General features: G+C 75.1%; 17 protein-coding genes. 5 read left to right on the top strand and 12 right to left on the bottom strand.

Annotation, left to right across the window (positions count from 1 at the left end; translation table 11 throughout):
* Positions 1-2,341: 2,341 nt before the first annotated feature.
* Together ACGF5C_RS15295 and ACGF5C_RS15290 are read right to left on the bottom strand one after the other, a co-directional pair.
* Positions 2,342-3,856, bottom strand: coding sequence for a replication-associated recombination protein A (locus ACGF5C_RS15295; protein ID WP_393301777.1), 1,515 nt, complete (start codon positions 3,854-3,856; stop codon positions 2,342-2,344).
* 74 nt (positions 3,857-3,930) lie between these two features.
* Positions 3,931-4,143 carry a hypothetical protein gene (locus ACGF5C_RS15290; protein WP_350708997.1) on the bottom strand — a complete coding sequence of 71 codons (213 nt, stop codon included), beginning with the start codon at positions 4,141-4,143 and terminating at the stop codon, positions 3,931-3,933.
* Positions 4,144-4,290: 147 nt separating this feature from the next.
* On the opposite strand from ACGF5C_RS15290, the gene ACGF5C_RS15285 reads away from it, so the two are divergent.
* On the top strand, positions 4,291-5,031 hold the full coding sequence (locus ACGF5C_RS15285; RefSeq protein ID WP_393301774.1) for a GNAT family N-acetyltransferase: 741 nt from the start codon (positions 4,291-4,293) through the stop codon (positions 5,029-5,031).
* Positions 5,032-5,078: 47 nt separating this feature from the next.
* Here ACGF5C_RS15285 and ACGF5C_RS15280 read toward each other — a convergent pair whose 3' ends face one another.
* From ACGF5C_RS15280 to ACGF5C_RS15260, 5 genes are all read right to left on the bottom strand, one after another.
* Positions 5,079-6,509, bottom strand: coding sequence for an MFS transporter (locus ACGF5C_RS15280; RefSeq protein WP_393301771.1), 1,431 nt, complete (start codon positions 6,507-6,509; stop codon positions 5,079-5,081).
* Positions 6,506-7,096, bottom strand: coding sequence for an ArsR/SmtB family transcription factor (locus ACGF5C_RS15275; protein ID WP_393301768.1), 591 nt, complete (start codon positions 7,094-7,096; stop codon positions 6,506-6,508). The genes ACGF5C_RS15280 and ACGF5C_RS15275 overlap by 4 nt, the downstream gene beginning before the upstream one ends.
* Before the next feature lie 86 nt (positions 7,097-7,182).
* Positions 7,183-7,998 carry an SDR family oxidoreductase gene (locus ACGF5C_RS15270; protein ID WP_393301765.1) on the bottom strand — a complete coding sequence of 272 codons (816 nt, stop codon included), beginning with the start codon at positions 7,996-7,998 and terminating at the stop codon, positions 7,183-7,185.
* Positions 7,999-8,079: 81 nt separating this feature from the next.
* Positions 8,080-9,885 (bottom strand): aspartate--tRNA ligase, encoded by a 1,806-nt coding sequence (aspS, locus tag ACGF5C_RS15265; RefSeq protein WP_393301762.1) that lies wholly within the window; start codon positions 9,883-9,885, stop codon positions 8,080-8,082.
* Positions 9,886-10,007: 122 nt separating this feature from the next.
* A complete protein-coding gene (locus ACGF5C_RS15260; protein ID WP_393301759.1) occupies positions 10,008-10,778 on the bottom strand; it encodes a hypothetical protein in 771 nt (256 codons plus the stop codon).
* Between the two features lie 167 nt (positions 10,779-10,945).
* On the opposite strand from ACGF5C_RS15260, the gene ACGF5C_RS15255 reads away from it, so the two are divergent.
* Entirely contained in the window at positions 10,946-11,620 is a 675-nt protein-coding gene (locus ACGF5C_RS15255; RefSeq protein WP_393301756.1) for a hypothetical protein, read from the top strand.
* 301 nt (positions 11,621-11,921) lie between these two features.
* On the opposite strand, the gene ACGF5C_RS15250 is transcribed toward ACGF5C_RS15255, so the two are convergent.
* Complete coding sequence (locus ACGF5C_RS15250) at positions 11,922-12,971, bottom strand: S1 family peptidase (RefSeq protein WP_393301753.1); 1,050 nt, start codon at positions 12,969-12,971, stop codon at positions 11,922-11,924.
* Between the two features lie 255 nt (positions 12,972-13,226).
* On the opposite strand from ACGF5C_RS15250, the gene ACGF5C_RS15245 reads away from it, so the two are divergent.
* Positions 13,227-14,057: an SGNH/GDSL hydrolase family protein gene (locus ACGF5C_RS15245; RefSeq protein ID WP_393301750.1), complete on the top strand. Its 831-nt coding sequence runs from the start codon at positions 13,227-13,229 to the stop codon at positions 14,055-14,057.
* Between the two features lie 52 nt (positions 14,058-14,109).
* Here ACGF5C_RS15245 and ACGF5C_RS15240 read toward each other — a convergent pair whose 3' ends face one another.
* The gene (locus ACGF5C_RS15240; protein WP_393301747.1) at positions 14,110-14,586 is read right to left on the bottom strand and encodes a winged helix-turn-helix transcriptional regulator; all 477 of its coding nucleotides are present in this window, start codon (positions 14,584-14,586) and stop codon (positions 14,110-14,112) included.
* A 56-nt stretch (positions 14,587-14,642) separates the two neighbouring features.
* Between ACGF5C_RS15240 and ACGF5C_RS15235 the strand changes: the two genes are divergently transcribed.
* Positions 14,643-15,158: a PaaI family thioesterase gene (locus tag ACGF5C_RS15235; RefSeq protein ID WP_393301744.1), complete on the top strand. Its 516-nt coding sequence runs from the start codon at positions 14,643-14,645 to the stop codon at positions 15,156-15,158.
* 201 nt (positions 15,159-15,359) lie between these two features.
* Here the strand turns inward: ACGF5C_RS15235 and ACGF5C_RS15230 are convergent, their stop codons facing one another.
* The 3 genes from ACGF5C_RS15230 to ACGF5C_RS15220 form a co-directional block, all read right to left on the bottom strand.
* A complete protein-coding gene (locus ACGF5C_RS15230) occupies positions 15,360-16,292 on the bottom strand; it encodes an acyl-ACP desaturase (RefSeq protein ID WP_393301741.1) in 933 nt (310 codons plus the stop codon).
* Between the two features lie 69 nt (positions 16,293-16,361).
* Positions 16,362-17,690, bottom strand: coding sequence for a histidine--tRNA ligase (hisS, locus tag ACGF5C_RS15225; RefSeq protein WP_393301738.1), 1,329 nt, complete (start codon positions 17,688-17,690; stop codon positions 16,362-16,364).
* 90 nt (positions 17,691-17,780) lie between these two features.
* A complete protein-coding gene (locus tag ACGF5C_RS15220; protein ID WP_393301735.1) occupies positions 17,781-18,500 on the bottom strand; it encodes an MBL fold metallo-hydrolase in 720 nt (239 codons plus the stop codon).
* 257 nt (positions 18,501-18,757) lie between these two features.
* Here ACGF5C_RS15220 and ACGF5C_RS15215 point away from each other — a divergent pair, with 257 nt between their 5' ends.
* Positions 18,758-19,648 carry a peptidylprolyl isomerase gene (locus ACGF5C_RS15215; RefSeq protein ID WP_393301732.1) on the top strand — a complete coding sequence of 297 codons (891 nt, stop codon included), beginning with the start codon at positions 18,758-18,760 and terminating at the stop codon, positions 19,646-19,648.
* The last annotated feature ends 11 nt before the right edge of the window (positions 19,649-19,659 follow it).

The following is a 19,659-nucleotide window of genomic DNA, read 5'->3' as shown; positions in this document are numbered from 1 at the left end:
AGGGCGCGCCCGGCGGCGCGGTCCTCCGCTCCGGGCCGGGGTGCCGGGGCGGCGGCGCGGGCCACGCCGGTCGGCCCGGCCGGTCCGGGGCGGGAACCCGCGCCGGAGGTCGGCTCGGGCCGGTCCCGCCCGTCGGCGGGCGGCCGGGCGGGGCCGGGCGGATTGCCGGGCCGGGCGGGACCGGGCGGGGCCACGTCGGGTCCCGGCGCACCCGCACCCGGGCGGCCCGGGCCGGGTGGCGTGTGCCCCGACCGGCGCGGACCGGCCGGCGCGCCAGGTCCGGCGATGCCCGGACCGGCGGTGACAGGTCCCGCGGTGCCCGGGCCGGCGGTGCCGGGCGGAGTCGTGGGGGCCGGCGTTCCGCCGGCGTGGGTGGCCCCGGGCGGCATCCCGCCGGCGTCGGGGACCCCGGGCGGCGGCACGGCGGCCCGGCCCGGCGCGGCGTCGGGTCGCGCGGCGCCCCGGACCGGCCCGCCCTGGGTCACGTCGGGACGGGCCCGGCCATCCGGACGCGCCTCGCCTTCGGGCGGTCCGGCCGGCGCCGGTCGCGCGGCGCCCCGCGCCGGGGGCGGACCGGAGGGTGCGCCGTCGGCCGGCCGGGGCGGTTCGGAACCGGGCCGGGCCCGGCCCGTCACCTGTCCGGTGTCGTCGCCGGAGACCGGCGGCCGCGCGCCGGGGCGGGCCCGGCCCGCGGGGGCGCGGCCGGTACCGGCGCCGCGCTGCTCCGAATCGGGTGCCACCGGCGGGCCGCCCGGGACGGGTGGCGCCGCCGGTGGCTTGACGGTCGGCAGGGCGGGGTCGGTGTGGTGGGTGCGGCCGGCCTGCCGGAGCCAGTCGGCCGGGCGCTCCGGCCGGCCGCCCGGGGGCTCGCCGGGGGCGGGCCGCCGCCGGCCCGGTTCCCCCTCGCCGGGTGCCACGCGGCGCCCCGGCGCGGCGTTCTCCCCCTCGTCCGGGCTCGCCCGGTGCCCCCGGACACGGCCGGCCGCGGCCTCCGCACGGCCGGTGGGCGTGGCTGCGGGGCCGCCGTCCGCACGACCGGTGGGCGGTGCCGCGGGGCCGCCGTCCGCACGGCGGGTGGGCGGTGCCGCGGGGCCGCCGTCCGCACGGCGGGTGGGCGCGTTGGCGGGACCGCCCTGCGCGGGCACCGACCCGACGCCGGGCGGCGTGGAGGGCGCGCCGGGCACCGGTGGGGCATTTCCGGAACGGGGCACCACCGGCTCGTCCGGCTCGGGGGCGCGGCGTCGACCGGCCGGGCCGGGACGGCGGCGGTCGGTCGCGTCCACGCCCGGCGCGGCGCCGGTGGCGGCGGTCGGCGGGGCGGCCATCGGCACGTGCCCGGTCGCCTCGGTCGACGCGGGGCCGCCGGCGTCGACCGGGCCGCGCCGCAGCCGACCGGCACGGGGGTCACGCTCGTCGGCCGGGGCGCCGCGCAGCTCGCCGGTCGGCGGATCGAGGGGCGGCTGGGCGGCACCGGGTGGCGGGACGGCGACCCGGGCGGCACCGACGGGACCTCCCGGGCGGCCGGAGGCGCCCGGCGCGGGGGCCCGACCGGAACGCCTGCCCGGCGGTGCCGGATCCACCGGCGCCACGGCAGGCGGAGCGCCCGGAGCGCCCACCGGCGCACCCGCGGGCGGCCCGGATCGCGAGGCCCCGGCCGGCCCCGGGTGCGGACGGACCTGCGGACCGGCGGGCGAGTGCGCCGACGGACCGGCGGGCACGGCCGACGGGCCGAGGGGCGCACCGGCCGGCGGGCCGACGGGCGGACGCGGGCCGGTGGGCACATCGGCCGACGGGCCGACGGGCGGACGCGGGCCGCCCGGCGCACCGCCCTGACGGCCCGTGGCCGGGCCGCCCTGCTGGCCGGTCGGGGGGCCGGAGTCGGGTCGGGGGCGCCGGTCGGGCCCGTCCGGCCCGGGCTGCGGCCGCCCGGCCGCCGGGGCCCGGTGCGCGGACTCCGGTGCGGAGGCGGGGGCCGCCGGGCCGGCCGGCCGGGGCTCCGCCGTGCCGGGCCAGGGACCGTCCGCCGGCCGGGGACGCGGGGGCTCCGCGCCGGCGCTCCATGCCGGAGGCGCGGCAGCCGGGCCGGGGCCTCGGTGGGGCGGCCCGGAGGGGTCGGGAGGCGTCGGGGCGCCCGGGGGTGGGGGCTGCTCCGCCCCGCCCGGCCCCAGCTCGGTGCGCTGCTGCTTGGCCGAGCGCAGGTCGTCGATCCAGCCGAACTCCTCGCCGCTGATGGGCTCCTCGGGCTCGGCCTCGGCCTTGCCCCGCCCCCAGCGGCGACCCTTGGCGCGGGAGTCGCGCCGCTCGTCCGGGCCGTCCTCCGGTCGCTCCGAACCACGCGATCTCACTGCTGACCCTCTCCGGCGGCGTCACTGCCGCCCTCTAGCACCGCGCCGGCGCCGCCCGTGTCCGCCGATCGGCGGCCGTTGCCCGCCGATCCGCTCGCCACCCCCACCGGCGCCTCCGGCGGCGTGGCCGGGGCCGGCAGCCCCCGCACGATGCGGCGCAGCAGCGGCAGCCGGGTGGCCACGGCCCGCTCGGCGCCGTGCTGGCTCGGCCGGTAGTAGTCGGCACCGACGAGGTCGTCGGGGACGTACTGCTGGGTGACCACGCCGCGCTGGTCGTCGTGCGGGTAGCGGTAGCCGGTGCCGTGGCCCAGCCCCTTGGCGCCGGCGTAGTGCGCGTCGCGCAGCCCGCGGGGCACCGGCCCGCCTCGGCCGGCCCGCACGTCGGCGATCGCCGCGCCGATCGCGGCGGTGGCCGAGTTCGACTTCGGGGCGGTGGCCAGGTGGATCACCGCCTGGGCGAGGTTGAGCTGCGCCTCGGGCAGCCCGACGTACTCCACCGCGTGGGCGGTGGCGGTGGCGACGCTCAGCGCGGTCGGGTCGGCCATGCCGACGTCCTCGCTGGCGAAGATGACCAGGCGGCGGGCGATGAACCGGGCGTCCTCGCCGGCGACCAGCATCCGGGCCAGCCAGTGCAGCGCGGCGTCCACGTCCGAGCCGCGCATGCTTTTGATGAAGGCGCTGGTCACGTCGTAGTGGGCGTCGCCGGCGCGGTCGTAGCGCACCGCCGCCACGTCGACCGCCTGCTCGGCGGTGGCCAGGTCGATCCGCCCGGCGCCGAGCGCCGTCGCGGAGGCCGCCGCCGCCTCCAGCGCCGTGAGCGCCTTGCGCACGTCGCCGGCCGCGAGGCGGACGAGGTGGTCCTCGGCCTCGGTCTCCAGGGTCAGCGCGCCGCCGAGCCCACGCTCGTCGGCGACCGCGCGGCGCAGCAGGCCGCGCACCGCCGCATCGTCCAACGGCTGGAGAGTGAGCAGCACGCACCGCGACAGCAGGGGTGAGATCACGGAGAAGTACGGGTTCTCGGTGGTCGCCGCCAGCAGGGTGACGGTGCGGTCCTCGACGGCGGCGAGCAACGAATCCTGCTGGGTCTTGCTGAACCGGTGCACCTCGTCGATGAAGAGCACGGTCTGCGGGCCGCCGGAGCGGCGCTGCCGGCGGGCGGTCTCGATCACCGCGCGCACGTCCTTCACCCCCGCGGTGAGCGCCGACATGGCGACGAAGCGGCGGTCGGTGGCCCGGGCCACCAGGTGCGCGATGGTCGTCTTGCCGCTGCCCGGCGGCCCCCACAGGATGACCGACATCGGCGCGCTGGCGGAGACCAGCTGGCGCAGCGGGGCGCCCGGCGCGAGCAGGTGGTCCTGCCCGACGAGCTCGTCGATGCTGCGCGGGCGCATCCGGACCGGCAGGGGCGAATCCTCCCCCACCGCCGTGAAGCCGTCCACACCGACGGAACCCGCGGGCGCAGGGGGCGCTCCGGCGGGCTCACCGAAGGAGAAGAGTGCGTCGGACTCCATCACGAGAACAGTACCGGTCCCGTCCGACGACGCCGAAAGCGCGCCGCCGGGCGGGACACTGTGATCGTTTACGGTCAGCCCCGGCCCGGACGCCGGCCCCGGTACCACCGGCCGCCGCCCCCGCCGCGCGGGGCGCTGCCGACCCCGGCGAGGTAGAGGGAGAGCAGCAGCAGGCCCAGCATCAGCAGGGTGGACGGGTTCAGCAGGTCCGGCGCGCCGAGGTTGGTGTCGAAGAGGTCGAGCAGCAGGGCGAAGCCGAAAACGATCGCCGCGAGAATGGCGAGCATGTCGTTCCTCCGGTGGGGGTTCCCAGTGGGTCGGCGCGGGATGTACCCAATCGGTCCGCTCGCCAATCTCCACGGTGGAGCGCCCCGGTGCTGGGTGCCGTCCGAGGTCCGCCGACGGGAGCACGGCGGGCGTTCTAGGCTGGCGACATGATCATCGCCGACCAGGTCCTGGAGGGGCGGGACGCCATCCTGGCGGCCGCCGACCACCACCCGTACGCCCGGCACTCGCTCTGGCCCGGCGAGCAGCCGCGCGGCTGGCGGCGCGACGATGCGGTGGGTTGGCTGCTCCCGGCGGAGCACGGCCCGGCCGGCGGCGCGATCGGCGCGCCCGGGCCGGCGGTCGACGTCTTCGCCGACCTCGTCGCGCGGGGCGTGCTCCGGCCCGGCCAGTGGCTGCACCTGCCGCGGCTCGACCCGGCGGCGCTGGCCGGCCGGCTGGCGGTGGCGCGGCACGACGAGTGGGACTTCCTCTGGACCGTCGCCGCGCCCCCGCGCCAACCCGGGGAGGAGGGGGTGGTCCGCCTCACCGAGGCCGACCACCCGGCGCTGACCGCGCTGATCGACGAGGCGTTCCCGACCACCACCTCACGCCCGGGCGACCCCCGGGTCGTCGCCTGGTACGGCATCCGCGACGGCGACCGGATCGTCGCCTGCGGGGCGGACCGCAGCCGGGGCGACGTCGGCTTCCTCGCCGGCCTGACCGTCGCCACCGACCGGCGCGGCCGGGGGCTGGGCGCGGCACTGACCGCCGGGATGACCCGGGCGCTGTTCGCCCGCCACGACACCGTGGCGCTCGGCGTCTACACCGTCAACGCCGGCGCGATCCGGCTCTACCGGCGGCTCGGCTTCACCGGCACCCTGACCCGCAGCTCGGTGCACCTGGCCTGAGCGTGCCGGCGGGCCCCTCTCTCGGGGCCCGCCGGCACGCCGGTCGCTCAGCCGCCCTGCGCCGGAGCGGACGCTGCGTCCACCTCCGACCACCCGCTCACACGCTCGGTGGGACCCGTCCCCGACGCGGGTCCGGCACCCGGAGCGGGGACCGGGCCGAGGGCGGCAACGGCCTCCGGATCCGGGAGCGGGCCGGACGCGGGCACGGCCTCCGACGCGGGCACGGGGTCGGGGCCGGCCGGGGTGCGGCGGCCGGCGCGCCAGGCGGGCAGGTAGAGCGGGGCGGCGACGGCCAGCACCACGGCGCCGACGACCATGGCGGTGCTGATGCTGGTCGCCTCGGCCACCATCGTGAGCACCACCCCGCCGAGCGCCCCCGCCGGCTGGGCCATCATCGAGTTCAGCGAGATCACGCTGGTCCGGTACGGGCCGTCGACCTGGCGGTGCAGCAGCCCCATGTGCAGGGGGTTCGACGCGCCGTGCACGGTGTAGCAGGCGAGGTAGGCGACCAGCACGCCGACCGGGCCGGCGAACAGCCCCATGCCGACGACCGTGACGCCCTGGAGGATCCGCAGCAGCGCGGCCCCGGGCGCCGCCCCGGGCCAGCGCAGCAGCAGCGGGGTGAGCGCGGCCCCGGCGGCCGAGGCGAGCCAGGCGGCCGAACTCGCCGGTCCGAGCAGCGCGGCGGCCCGGTCCGGGTCGCCGACCACCTCCGCGAGGCGCAGGGGCAGCAGGGACTCAAAGGTGATCATGCCGAAGCCCCAGAACAGCTCGACGGCGACCAGGGCGAGCAGCACCCGGGAGCGGCGCAGCAGCCCGACCGCCCGCCCGACCATGCGCGGCACCTCGACGACCGACGCCCGCAGCGCGCCGGCGCCCCTCGCGGGGCGGGGCTCCACCAGCAGCACCAGCAGGGCGACCAGGGCCGCCGCCTGGAGGGCGAACGCGACAAGCACCGGCACGGTGAGCGCGCTGACCGGCCCGATCGGGCCGAGCGCGACCAGGCCGCCGCCGACCAGCGCGCCGGCGCTGATCGAGACGCCGATGACGGTGCCGGCGTAGCCGAGGCCCGGCTCGTAGTCGGCCTTCGGGTCGGCGGCCAGGGTGGCGTCGACGTACCAGGACTCCAGAGGGCCGCTGTCCAGCGCCCGGAACACGCCCTGCAACGCCCAGATCAGGAAGAACAGCGCGAACGAGTCGGCGACGGCGAACAGCGCGAGCGAGACGAGGTTGACCAGCCAGGCCACGATCAGGACCGGACGGCGCCCGATGGCGTCGGCGAAGCCGCCGGTGGGCAACTCCAGCGCGAGGACGACCAGGCCCTGGGCGGTGAAGACGAGGCCGATCTGGGACAACGACAGGCCACGCTCCTGCATCAGCAGGATCATCACGGGGACCATCAGGCCCATGGGCAGCCAGCGCAGCCCGTGCAGCACCAGGAAGCGCCGCCGGACCTGGCGTACGGACAGCGCGCTCACCGCTTCCCCTCCGCCCTGGGGAACGCGGCCAGGAAGACGTGCACGGAGCGAGCGTCGCCCTCGTCGGGGACCGTCTCCTCGTGGTAGCGCACCAGCACCTGCCACAGCTCGTCGCCGAGCGCCTGCAGGCGGTCCGGCCCGATCGTCAGCACCATGTCGCCCATGCCGGCGGCGTCCCGCCACTGCGGGGACTGGCGCGGCGCGGCGGCCATCCAGCGCTCGGCCAGCTCGGCCATCTGCCGCACCTGCTCGCCCTGGATCCACTGCACCGCCGCCCGGGCGTCCGGATCGTCGTCGTAGTCGGTCGGGTCGAAGTTGCTGATGTCGTGCGCCGCCCGCCACCACCGCTGACGGCCGGTGCCCCGGTCGGGGTCCTCGGCGACCAGCCCCGCCTCGGCGAGCTGGCGCAGGTGGTAGCTGGTCGCCCCGGTGTTGGTGTCGAGCTTCTCGGCCAACGCGGTGGCGGTGGCCGGGCCGTCCACGCGCAGCGCGCCGAGCAGCCGCATCCGCAGCGGGTGGGCCATTACGCGGACCTGCCGGTGGTCGAGCCGGACGTTGCGCAGCGCGTCCGGTGATGCGTTCTCCATGACTTGCACAATACTTGTGCACACTTCCTATGCACAATAGTTGTGCATAGGAAGTGTGCTTGAGGGGTGACGCGGACGTGGAGACGTCAGGGAGCGAGCAGCTCGCGGATGCCGCGCAGCCGGGTCGGCAGCAGGGCGGCGGCGCGGGACGAGTCGAGGCGCACCTCGGCGGGGCGGACGAGGCCCGAGGAGGCGCTGGTGGTGGTCTTCAGCCCGGCCGGGTCGAGGCCGAACCGCGCCGCCACCAGCAGGCCCATCTCCGCCCGGCTGACCGCGTCCGGGCCGGCCACGTTGAGCGGGCCCGCGTACCGGCTGTCGACCAGGTCGAGCACGGCGGCGGCGAGGTCGGTGACGTCGACCGGGCAGCGGATCTCGTCGGTGAACAGGGCGGCCCGCCCCGCGAGGGCGTCGAGGCAGAGCCGGATCTGCTTGCTCCGCTCGTCGCCGACGATCAGGGAGGTACGCACCAGCGCCGCGCCCGGGTCGATCGCCCGCACGGCGGTCTCGGCCGCCGCCTTCGCCGCCCCGTACGGGAAGACCGGGCTGGGCGGCTCGTCGTCGGCGTACGGCTCGGGACGGCCGGCGTGCAGCGCGTCGCTGGACAGGTGCACCAACCGCGCCCCCGCCTCGGCGGCCGCGTACGCGACGTGCGCCGCCCCGTCGGCGGTCACCGTCCACTCGGCGTACCGGTAGGGGGTGCTGACCACGGCGTCGGGGCGGACCCGGGCGACCAGGTCGCGCACGGCGGACCGGTCCGTCACGTCCAGGCGGTGCGCCTCGACGCCGGGCACCTCGACCCCGCCCGAGTGGTACGTCCCGACCACCCGTTCCCCCGCCGCGACCGCCTGCCGGCAGACCTCACCGCCGAGGTACCCGCTGGCCCCCACCACGAGCAGCGTCACGCCGCCCCCCTTCAGCCGGCGATCGCGGGTTCGCGCCCGTCACGGGACGACGCGAACCCCGCGATCGACAGGTGTCCGCGATCAGGTCGGGTCGGCGACCGGGGCGGCCGGGCCGGCCGTGCCGGTGTGCGCCGCCGCCGGGGGCTTCGGCTTGGCGTCGATGCCGGCCTCGGTGCGCTGCTGCGTGGTGATCGGCGTCGGCGCGCCGGTCAGCGGGTCGAAGCCGCCCCGGGTCTTCGGGAAGGCGATCACCTCGCGGATCGAGTCCGCGCCAGCGAGGAGCATGCAGACCCGGTCCCAGCCGAACGCGATGCCGCCGTGCGGCGGGGCGCCGTACTTGAACGCCTCCAGCAGGAAGCCGAACTTGTCCTGCGCCTCCTCGGGGGTGATGCCGAGCAGGTCGAAGACGCGCTGCTGCACGTCGCCCCGGTGGATACGGATCGAGCCGCCACCGATCTCGTTGCCGTTGCAGACGATGTCGTACGCGTAGGCCAGCGCCCGGTCCGGCGCCTCCTCGAACCGGTCGACCCACTCCGCGTTCGGCGAGGTGAACGGGTGGTGCACGGCCGTCCAGCCACCCTCGTCCGTACGCTCGAACATCGGTGCGTCGACCACCCAGCAGAACGCCCAGGCGCTCTCGTCGACCAGGCCGGCCCGCTTGGCGATCTCGATCCGGGCCGCGCCGAGCAGCTCCTGCGCCTCGCGGGTGTTGGCGCTGGCCGCGAAGAACACCGCGTCGCCCGGCTTCGCGCCGACGGCGTCGGCCAGCCCGCCCAGGTGCTCGGCGGAGAGGTTCTTCGCCACCGGCCCACGTGCCTCGCCGGTCTCCGCGTCGAGCACCACGTACGCGAGGCCGCGCGCGCCGCGCGCCTTGGCCCAGTCCTGCCAGCCGTCCAGCTCCTTGCGGCTCTGCGACGCGCCGCCCGGCATGACGACCGCGCCGACGTAGCCGCCCGCGTCGATCGCGCCGGCGAAGACCCGGAACTCGGTGCCACGCAGGTAGTCGGTCAGCTCGGTCAGCTCGACGCCGTAGCGCAGATCCGGCTTGTCGGAGCCGTACCGGGCCATCGCGTCGTGCCAGGTGATGCGCGGGATCGGCCGGGAGATCTCGTGGCCGGCCAGGTCCTTCCAGAGCGCCGAGACGATCGCCTCACCGAGGTCGATCACGTCGTCCTCGGTGACGAACGACATCTCGATGTCGAGCTGGGTGAACTCCGGCTGCCGGTCGGCGCGGAAGTCCTCGTCGCGGTAGCAGCGGGCGATCTGGTAGTACCGCTCCATGCCGCCGACCATCAGCAGCTGCTTGAACAGCTGCGGCGACTGCGGCAGCGCGTACCAGCTGCCCGGCTGCAGGCGCACCGGCACCAGGAAGTCGCGAGCACCCTCCGGGGTGGACCGGGTCAGCGTCGGCGTCTCGATCTCCAGGAAGTCCCGCTCGTGCAGCACCGCGCGGGCGAGCTGGTTGGCCCGCGAGCGCAGCCGCATCGCCTTCGCCGGGCCGCTGCGGCGCAGGTCGAGGTAGCGGTAACGCAGCCGAATGTCGTCGCCGGCCTCGACCTGGTCGTCCACCGGCAGCGGCAGCGGCGCCGCCTCGGAGAGCACCTCCAGCTCGGCGGCGGTCACCTCGATCTCGCCGGTCGGCAGCTCCGGGTTCTCGTTGCCCTCGGGCCGGCGGGTCACCTCGCCGGTGACCCGGACGCAGAACTCGTTACGCAGCGCGTGCGCGTCCTCCTCGCGGAACACCACCTGGACCACGCCGGAGCCGTCGCGCAGGTCCACGAAGATCACGCCGCCGTGGTCGCGCCGGCGGGCGACCCAGCCGGCGAGCGTCACCGTGGTGCCGGCGTCCGTCGCGCGCAGGCTGCCGGCGTCATGGGTACGGATCACGACTCGCGTCTCCTCATCTGCGGTACACCGTTACCCCTGGCATTCTGTCAGCCTTCCCCGGAGCCCCGTTGCGGGGTGAGGAAGGCGGGGACGGCCACCGCCGACGCGGACCCCTTCCCGCCCTACAGCGGGATGTCCCAGGCCCGCACGGTCACCACCACCGTGCCGTCGTCGCCGACGTCGGTGACCCGCAACAGTGCCATCTTCCAGGTGTCGCCGCGCTCCTGCGCGTCTCCCAGGGAGGTCTTGATGCAGATCGCCACGCCCTTGCGGGCGGGGACGTTGATGTCCGGGCCGATGGGGCCCTTGTCGATCCGGTCGTTGCAGTCGGCGGCGCCGAGCGAGGCGCTGTCGACCTGGCTGCCCTTCGTACCCCTGGTCAGGTTGAAGTACGACGAGTTGCCCCCGCAGCGGGCGGTGAACCGGATCTCCTCGCCGTCGCTGACCCGCACCTCGGGCTTGTCGAGGTCGATGTCCACGTAGCTGTCGCAGCCCGCCCGCAGGGTGAGTTCCTCCCCGACGTACTTGTCGGTGTAGCGGGTCCGCTGGTCGAGTGACGGTTCGCCGCTCCCGCCGGGCGTCGGCCCGGACGGCGACTCCGCCCCCGTCTGTTCCGGAGCCGGCGTGGTCGGCTCGTTGGTCGGCTCGCCCGGGCCCGGCGGCGGGTCGAGCGGCCGCCCCGCGCCGGCCGCCCGGGCGATGTCCCGGGCGTCGTTGGCCTGGTCGAGTGCCCGGAGCGACAGCGCCGTGGCCAGCAGCCCCAGGACGAGGGCCAGCGCGGCCGCGCCGGCCGCGACCAGGGGCCAGCGGCTGCCGCCGCTCGACTTCGGCGCTCCCGGACCGCCCGGGCCGGAGGACGGCGGCACCGGGGCGCCCTGCTGGTCGGAGGTCATGTCGTGGCTCCTCACGTCGGGACGGCCGTCGGCCGGACACGGGGCGCATTTATCGCAGAAAGTTGTCAAGATCGCTGTCGGCAACCCGTCACCCAACGGGACCACCTCGTCACGGACCAGCCGGGATAATGAACCACCCCCATCGATCTTGTGCAGGTGAGACCCCCATGACCGAGCCGGTGACCGGCACGGATTCCGCCCGCCGCCGGGGGTTGACCCCCGGCGAGAAGACCGGCGCCGCGATCGGTCTGGCCAGCCTGCTCGTCGCCGTGCTCGCCTGGCAGTGGCCCCGGCAGGACCAAGGACCGGCGGCCACGCCACCGCCCACCCCCACCCGGGCCACGACCGGTGCCACTGCCGCGCCACCCGTCGCCACCACCTCCGCGGCCCCCACCGGTGCCGCCGGCCGGACGTACCTCGACACGCTGATGCCCGAGACCGGCGGGCCGTACCTGCAACCGTTGCCGCGCGCGCTGGCCGGTCGCTCCGACCTGCCGCATCCGGTCGCGCTCTCCTGCCCGACCAACGACGGCGAGGACCGGAGCCGGTCGGTCAGCTACCCGCTCAAGCGTCGCTACCTGGACTTCTCCGCCAGCTTCCAAGCCTGGTACCCGCCGGACGAGGACCCGGAGTCGGCCGTGCGGATCAGCGCCGTGGTGACCGTCCGGGAGCCCGACGACACCCTGACCAGACAGCCCCGGCCGGGCCGGACGACGACGATGTCCCGAACGGCGCAACCGCTGTCCTTCTCCGTGGAGGGGGGCGACCTGCTGACGCTGACCGTGGAGTGCGACTTCGGCGGGGGCGTCGCCGTCCTCGCCGACGCCGGCCTCAGCCGCTGACGGGAGCGGCGGGCCGGCTGGTCCCGCGACCGGTCAGTCGTGCGGGTCGGCGGGGAGCAGGTGGTTCACCACGATCTCCCCGACGGTGAGCGCCCGGGCGCGTTCCTCCGCCCCCCCGGTCGGCGCCGGTGAGCCGCCCGCCGTGCTGGCGCAGGTGCTCCTCCCAGGACGGCACCTGGTAGACCTCGACGAAGCCGTGCTCCCGAACGTACCCCGGCCGGCCCGGTCCAGTCCGGCGAACCGGGCCCGGGCACGCCGGCGGGCCGCCGGGTCACCCGGCGGCCCGCTGGTGTGCGATCGGTCAGAAGATGCTGACGCCGTAGCGGCTCAGCGCCTCGGTGACCGGCTGGAAGTAGGTCGTGCCGCCCCAGCTGCAGTTGCCGCTGCCGCCGGAGGTCAGGCCCAGGGCGGTGGAGCCGCTGAACAGCGAGCCGCCGCTGTCGCCCGGCTCGGCGCAGACGTTGGTGCGGATCAGGCCGTAGACCGAGCCCTCGGCGTAGTTCACCGTGGCGTTGAGCGCGGTCACCGAGCCGCCGCGCAGGCCGGTGGTGCTGCCGGAGCGCTGCACCGACTGGCCGACGTACGCGTTGCCGGCGGCGGTGATGTCGCGGTAGCTGCCGTTGTAGAGGTAGACGTTGCCGGCCGCGTTGGCGGAGTTGCTGTGCCGCACGATGCCGTAGTCGTTGCCCGGGAAGCTGGTGCCGGTGCGGGTGCCCAGCAGGCTGGTCTGGGCGGAGTTGCTGTACCAGCTGGAGGCGATGTTGGTGCAGTGCCCGGCGGTCAGGAAGTAGTAGGTGCTGCCGCTGCGGACGTTGAAGCCCAGCGAGCAGCGACCGCCGCCACCGGCGTAGATGGCCTGACCGCCGGAGATCCGGGTGCTCAGCACGCCGGACTCGGCCTCGATCCGGATCGCGCCGTTCATCCGCGCGGCGGCGGCCTTGACGCGCTCCAGCTTGGCGCCGGTCACGGTGCTGTCGACGGAGACGACGACCTGGTTGGTGGCCGGGTCGGTCCACCAGGCGGTGCCGGGGATCTTCGCGGAGCGGTCCAGCTCCGCGGTGGCCCGGGCCAGCTCGCCGGTGCCGCGCTTGACGATCTTCGGGGTCGCGCCGGCGGCGGCGACCTGCCGGGCGGCGAGCGCGTCGGTCACGGTGACGACCATCTTGCCGCTGGCGTCGGCGTACGTGCCGGCGGACCGGTCGCCGAGGCGCTCGGCCAGGCCGGCGGCGGCGTCCGGAGAGGCGAACGCGGGTGCGGCCTGGGCGGGTGCGCCGATCAGCGAGCCGGCGACCAGGGCTCCGGCTGCGGCGAGGGTGGCGGTGCGACGGAGCGAGGACCTCGTGGGTCGCATTGCAACAACCTCCAGGGAGGGGATGACTGGCCCCCGTCGGGGTGAGGGGGCCGGGACCATGCCGGTCAATCTGGGGCAATCGGCCGGACTGACTGAAGTATTCACATATTTAAGATCGTAAGCAAGACCCAGCTTTGTCCTTTTCGCCCCGGCTACGGCTGTCACCGATCCGAAACATTGTGGACACTGACGCACATCTATACGCTCTGTTCACCGCTCCACCACCCTCGGCACCCGCTACCCCCGGAGGCCACCGTGAACCCCATCCGACGGTTGCTCGTCCCCCTCGCCGCGCTCACCACCCTCGTCCTGCTGGCCGGCACCCCGGCCGCCGCCGACCCCGGCCCGCCCCCGAACTCGATGGCCAGCCTCGGCGACTCGATCACCCGCGGCTTCAACGCCTGCGGCTGGTACAGCGACTGCACCTCCCGGTCCTTCAGCACCGGCGACTACTCGACGGTGAACAGTCACTACCTGCGCATCCGCGCGACCAACGCGGCCATCAACGGTCGCAACCACAACGACGCCCGCAGCGGCGCGAAGTCCGCCGACATGTACGGCCAGGCCGGCACCGCCGTCAGCCAGGGCGTCGACTACGTCACCATGCTGATCGGCGCCAACGACGCCTGCACGAGCACGGAGGCGGGGATGACCTCGGTGGCCACCTACCGGGCCAACATCGACGCCGCGCTCAACCGCCTCAAGACGGGACTGCCCAACGCCCGGGTGCAGGTGATCAGCGTGCCCGACATCCACCGGCTCTGGTCCGTCGGCAAGGACAGCGGCAGCGCCCGCAGCGCCTGGTCCCTGTTCGGCATCTGCCAGTCGATGCTCGCCAACCCGACCTCCACCGCCCAGGCGGACGTCGACCGGCGCAACCGGGTACGCCAGCGGGTGGTCGACTACAACACCCAGCTCGCCCAGGCCTGCGCGGCGTACGGCCCGAACTGCGACTTCGACGACAACGCCGTGTTCGGCTACCCGTTCACCCTCGGCCAGCTCTCCAGCTGGGACTACTTCCACCCGAACACCAGCGGGCAGCAGGTCCTCGCGAGCGTCTCGTACGCCGCCGGATTCGGCTGGTAGCGCGCCGAGCCGACGCGCGGGCGGCGACCACCGTCCGCGCGTCGCCGCGCGCTCACCCCACGCGGCGGCGCGCCCCGGGCCCCGGGCGCGGCACCACGTCGCGGGGCCGGGCCACCTCGTGGCCGCGCTCGCAGCGCAGCTCGACGCGCACCTCGGCGCCGCAGTCGCGGTGCGCGACGGTCAACGGCGAGCCGGCCGGGTCGGCCAGGTAGCGGTCGCCCCAGCCGAGGACGGCGACCAGCACCGGCCACAGGTCGAGCCCCATGTCAGTCAGCCGGTACTCGTGACGCACCCGGCTGCCCGGCTCGCGGTAGGGCTCGCGCCGCAGCACGCCCCGCTCCACCAGCATCGCCAGCCGGTTGGTGAGCACCTGCCGGGGGATGCCGGTGCGGACGCGCATGTCGTCGAAGCGGCGGATGCCGTTGAAGACCTCGCGCAGGACGACCAACGTCCACCGCTCGCCGAGGACCTCCATCGCGCGGGCGATCGTGCAGTTGTCGATCGACCAGTCCAGTGCCGCGGGCCTCATGCGCTCCAGGCTAGGTCTGATTGACAGACTCAGCAACGCACTGCCAGGCTGAGTCCATGACACAGACGCAGGACCCGGCGCGCAGCCGAACCTTCTCCTGGTCCGACCCGGGCATCAACGCCGCGCACCTCGGCCGGCGCAGCGGCCTGGAGCTGCTCCGCGCCATGATCGCCGGGGAGCTCGCGGCGCCGCCGATCATGCACCTGGTCGACATGTCCCGGATGGAGGCCGACGAGGGCCGGGTTGCCGTCGAGCTGGTCCCCCAGGAGTTCCACTACAACCCGCTCGGCACCGTGCACGGCGGGGTCATCTCCACCCTGCTCGACACGGCGGCGGCCTGCGCGGTGCACACCACGCTGCCGGCCGGGGTCGGCTACACCTCGCTGGACCTGAACGTGAAGTTCCTGCGTCCTGTCACCGTCGCGAGCGGCACCCTGCGCTGCGAGGGCACCGTGCTACAGCGTGGCCGCCGCACGGCGCTGGCCGAGGCGAAACTGCTCGACGCCCAGTCCCGCCTCGTCGCCCACGCCACCTCCACCTGCCTCCTCTTTCCGCTGGACCAACCCGCCTGACCACCCCCTCGACCCGCCGATCTTGCACTTTCGGCCCGCGATACGCCGCAATTGCGGCCTTCGCCCGGACACCGAGTGCAAGATCGGCGGAGCGGGAGCAGGAGCAGGGGGCGGGCGGGAGAGACACTCCGGGCGTGGTCGTCGTCGAGAGAGCCAGCGACGGCCACGTCCGGAGCCCCGGCGGCCGGGACGGTCAGCGGGTCAGCGGGCGGCGAGGCGGGCGGCGCGGGCCGCGCGCTTCTCCTCGAAGCGGGACGCGGCGCGCTCCAGGTCGTCGAGGTGGGCGGCGATCTGGTCGCGGGCGGCCTCGCCGTCGGCGTCCAGGCCGGCCACGTTGAAGACGTCCCACTGGCGCAGCACCGGGACGACCACCTCGTCGCGGTGCTGGCGCAGATCGTAGATGCCGGCGAGGGCGATCGCCACGGACTTGCGGGCGAAGCCCTCGATCCCGTTGCCCGGCATCTGGAAGTCGGCCAAGACGTCGGCGACCGCCCGCATCGCCTGGCCGGGCGCCAGCTCGAAGGCCGCCGCCAGCAGGTTGCGGTAGAAGACCATGTGCAGGTTCTCGTCGGCCGCGACCCGCGCGAGCAGCGCGTCGCAGGTCGGGTCGCCGGTGGCCTTGCCGGTGTTGCGGTGCGAGATCCGGGTCGCCAACTCCTGGAACGAGACGTACGCCAGCGAGTGCAGCATCTCCTCGTCGTGCGCGTTGCGGTAGCCGGTGGACATGTGCACCATCCGGGCCCGCTCCAGGGCCACCGGGTCGACCGCCCGGGTGACGGTCAGGTAGTCGCGGATGGCGGTGCCGTGCCGGGCCTCCTCGGCGGTCCACCGGTGCACCCAGGTGCCCCAGGCGCCGTCCTGGCCGAACAGGGTGGCGATCTGGTGGTGGTACGAGGGCAGGTTGTCCTCGGTGAGCAGGTTGACGATGAGCGCGGTGCGGGCGATGTCGGGGATGGTCGAGTCGGTCTCCGACCACGCCTCGCCGCCGAGCGGCCCGTCGAAGGTGCGCCCCTCGCTCCACGGGACGTACTCGTGCGGGAACCACTCCTTCGCCATGGACAGGTGCCGGTCGAGGTTCGTCTCGACGACGGGCTCCAGTTCGAGGAGCAGAGCGGTCTGGCTGAGCACGGTCACGACGATCTCCCTACGGTGGCGTAACTTACGCTACCGTAGGTCCGATCGTCCGTACGCGCCAGTAGCGTCTCAGCTGACCAGCGGCTTGAGGTCCGCCCGGGGCGGCGTCCACTCCCCCGCCACCGCCGCGACCTGCTCGCCCGAGCGGATGTCCTTCACCTCGTCGGCGGCCCCGTCCGCCCCCGGGAACCAGACGTACGGGATGCCCCGCCGCTCGGCGTAGCGGATCTGCTTGCCGAACTTCGCCGCGCTCGGCGACACCTCCGTCGCCACGCCCCGCCGACGCAGCGCCTCGGCCACCCGGTTGCTGACCGGCCGCTGTTCCTCGCTGGTCACCGCGACCAGGACGCAGGTCGGCACGTCCCGCGACACCGACAGCGCGCCGGCGCCGAAGAGCAGCCCGAGCAGCCGGGTCACCCCGATCGAGATGCCCACCCCCGGGAACCGGGCGGCGCCGGAGCTGGCCAGGTTGTCGTAACGGCCGCCGGAGCAGATCGAGCCGAACCGCTCGTAGCCGACCAGCTGCGTCTCGTAGACGGTGCCGGTGTAGTAGTCCAGGCCGCGCGCGATGCGCAGGTCGGCCACGCACAGCCCCGGGGAGTGCTCGGCGGCGGTCTCCACCACCCGGACCAGCTCCTCGATCCCCTCGTCCAGCAGCGGGTCGGTGACGCCGAGGGCACGGACGGCGTCGGCGAAGGAGGCGTCCGGAGCGGAGATCTCCGCCAGCGCCAGGCACGCCTTGGCCTGCGACTCGCTCGCCCCGGCGGTCTCGGCGAGCAGCTCGGCCACCTTCGCCGGGCCGATCTTGTCGAGCTTGTCCACCGCGCGCAGCGCCGCCTCCGGGTCGGTCAGGCCGATGCCCCGGTAGAAGCCCTCGCAGATCTTGCGGTTGTTGACCTGGATCCGGACCGGCGGGATCGGCAGTGAGCGCAGCGCGTCGCCGATCACCAGCGGCATCTCCGCCTCGTGGTGCGACGCGAGCGTGTCCCGGTCGACGATGTCGATGTCCGCCTGGAGGAACTCGCGGTAGCGCCCCTCCTGCGGCCGCTCACCCCGCCACACCTTCTGGATCTGGTAGCGGCGGAACGGGAACTGCAGCTTGCCGGCGTTCTCCAGCACGTACCGGGCGAACGGCACGGTCAGGTCGAAGTGCAGGCCGAGCGCGTCGTCCCCGGTCGGGCCGTCGGCGTCGGCCTGCAACCGCCGGATCAGGTAGACCTCCTTCGAGGTCTCCCCCTTGCGCAGCAACTGGTCCAGCGGCTCCACCGCGCGGGTCTCCAGCGGCGCGAAGCCGTACAGCTCGAAGGTGTCCCGGATCCGGTCGAGGACGTACTGCTCGATCATCCGCTGGGCGGGCGTCCACTCCGGGAAGCCGGAGATGGGCGTGGGCTTGCTCATGATGCTCCGTTCGCAGACCCGCGCGGTCCGCGCGGGCGAAGGCTCGGTGCGGCCGTCGGCGGCCGCGGGACGAAGGCTCGGTGCGGCCGGCTACAGGCCGCAAGCGGGGGCGGCCGGTCGCGCGCCGTCGCCACCCGCCACCTCGATGAGGTACGGGTTGGTCGCGCGTTCGCGGCCGATGGTGGTCGCGGGGCCGTGGCCGGGCAGCACGACGGTGTCGTCCGCCAGCGGGAGGATCTTGTCCCGCAGGCTGCTGATCATCGTCGGCATGCTGCCGCCCGGCAGGTCGGTGCGGCCGATGGAGCCGGCGAACAGGACGTCGCCGGAGAGGCAGAGCTGCTCCGCCTCCCAGGGCGAGCCCGCGGCCGGCAGCCGGAAGAGCACCGACCCGCCGGTATGGCCCGGGGCGTGGTCGACGGTGATCTCCAGCCCGGCGAGGGCGAGCGTGGCGCCGTCGGTCAGCTCCGCGACGTCCTCCGGCTCCGTGTACGGCAGCCGCCCGCCGAAGAGCGAGGTGAGGTCCGCGGAGAGCCCCTTGGCCGGGTCGGCGAGCATCTCCCGGTCGCCCGGGTGCACGTACGCGGTGATCCCACGGGCGCCGCAGACCGGCGCGACCGAGAACGTGTGGTCGAGGTGGCCGTGGGTGAGCAGCACCGCGGCCGGGTGCAGCCGATGCTCGGCCAGCAGCGCGTCGAGCCGGTCGAGCACCCCGATGCCGGGGTCGACCACCACGCACTGCTCCCCCGGCGCGGCGGCGACCACGTAGCAGTTGGTGCCGAAGGCGTCCGCGGGAAAGCCGGCCACGAGCACGTCCGCTCCCCTTCCGTCGAGCTGTCGGGTCCTGCCAGCAGCCTAACCGGCGACGCGACCGGGTTCGCCGCATCCGCCCCGGAGGCCCCGTTGGCCACAGTGACGCGTCCCGATAGACGCAGCCCCGGACCTCGTACACCACTTTCCCAGCCGGTAGCCGTACACTCTGGCGGGCGTGTGGCGTGGCGCACCTACCGCGGACGGGCGCAGGACGCCCGACCACCGGTGACGACCAGGGTAGAGGAAGGGGAGCACGGGTGGCTTCCAGCAGGGACCGGCAGCGCAAACTGGCGCGTGCCAAGCTCGACCGGCAGCTCGCCCGCCGGGCCGCCGCCGCCAAGCGTCGCCGGCAGATCCAGGCCGGTGTCGGCGTCACCGTCGTCCTCGCGCTGATCGTGGTCGGCTCGGCCTGGGGGCTGGGCGCCTTCGACGACGACCCGAAGGAGAACACGGCCGCCGAAGACGTGTGCCTCTGGACCCCGCAGGACGCCACCGCGAACACCAACCTCAAGGACGTCGGCACCCCGGCGACCCAGGGGCTGCCCACGTCCGGCGTGCGCCCGATGACGGTCACCACCAACCAGGGTGCCCCGGTCACCGTCGAGCTGGACCTCGCCGCCGCCCCGTGCGCCGCGGCGAGCATCGCCCATCTGGCCAGCCGGTCGTTCTACGACAACACCAAGTGCCACGAGATCACCACCGAGGGCGCGGTGCGCTGCGGCGACCCGAGCGGCACCGGGCTGGGCGGCCCGACGTACTCGTTCTACGACGAGAACGTCCCCGCCCCCGCGCCGTCGCCGTCGGCGAGCCCCGCGCCCGGCCAGCCCGCGACGTACCCGAAGGGCACGGTCGCGATGATCGCGAACCCGCCGGGCGCCAACGCGAGCCAGTTCCTGATCTTCTTCAAGGACTTCACCACGGCCGACCCGAAGTACCCGGTCATCGGCCGGGTCACCGGCGGGATCGACGTGGTGGAGAAGATCGGTGCCAAGCCGACCGTGGACAATGGGACGGGGGCCAAGGTCAAGCCCAAGGACGACGACGTGGTCGTCCAGAGCCTGACCGTCGGTGAGCCCGTGGCGCAGGGGGCGTCGGCCCCGGCGGCGACGCCGTCCGGCGCCCCGGCGGCCAGCCCCAGCGCCGGCTGACCCGGCCGCCC

Origin of the sequence: Micromonospora sp. NPDC047620 (assembly GCF_043205005.1) — a bacterium.
In the GTDB taxonomy this organism is placed as follows: domain Bacteria; phylum Actinomycetota; class Actinomycetes; order Mycobacteriales; family Micromonosporaceae; genus Micromonospora.
The sequence above is the reverse complement of the archived record's forward strand: the minus strand, read 5'-3'. Positions and strand labels throughout refer to the sequence as shown.

What these genes read in the sequence shown, in the direction of transcription:
- ACGF5C_RS15240 (WP_393301747.1), bottom strand. Translation starts at nt 14,586, where the DNA reads ATGAGGCCCGCGGCACTGGACTGGTCGATCGACAACTGCACGATCGCC.
- hisS (WP_393301738.1), bottom strand. Translation starts at nt 17,690, where the DNA reads ATGAGCAAGCCCACGCCCATCTCCGGCTTCCCGGAGTGGACGCCCGCC.
- ACGF5C_RS15285 (WP_393301774.1), top strand. Translation starts at nt 4,291, where the DNA reads ATGATCATCGCCGACCAGGTCCTGGAGGGGCGGGACGCCATCCTGGCG.
- ACGF5C_RS15235 (WP_393301744.1), top strand. Translation starts at nt 14,643, where the DNA reads ATGACACAGACGCAGGACCCGGCGCGCAGCCGAACCTTCTCCTGGTCC.
- ACGF5C_RS15295 (WP_393301777.1), bottom strand. Translation starts at nt 3,856, where the DNA reads ATGGAGTCCGACGCACTCTTCTCCTTCGGTGAGCCCGCCGGAGCGCCC.
- ACGF5C_RS15255 (WP_393301756.1), top strand. Translation starts at nt 10,946, where the DNA reads ATGACCGAGCCGGTGACCGGCACGGATTCCGCCCGCCGCCGGGGGTTG.
- ACGF5C_RS15275 (WP_393301768.1), bottom strand. Translation starts at nt 7,096, where the DNA reads ATGGAGAACGCATCACCGGACGCGCTGCGCAACGTCCGGCTCGACCAC.
- ACGF5C_RS15260 (WP_393301759.1), bottom strand. Translation starts at nt 10,778, where the DNA reads ATGACCTCCGACCAGCAGGGCGCCCCGGTGCCGCCGTCCTCCGGCCCG.
- ACGF5C_RS15290 (WP_350708997.1), bottom strand. Translation starts at nt 4,143, where the DNA reads ATGCTCGCCATTCTCGCGGCGATCGTTTTCGGCTTCGCCCTGCTGCTC.
- ACGF5C_RS15250 (WP_393301753.1), bottom strand. Translation starts at nt 12,971, where the DNA reads ATGCGACCCACGAGGTCCTCGCTCCGTCGCACCGCCACCCTCGCCGCA.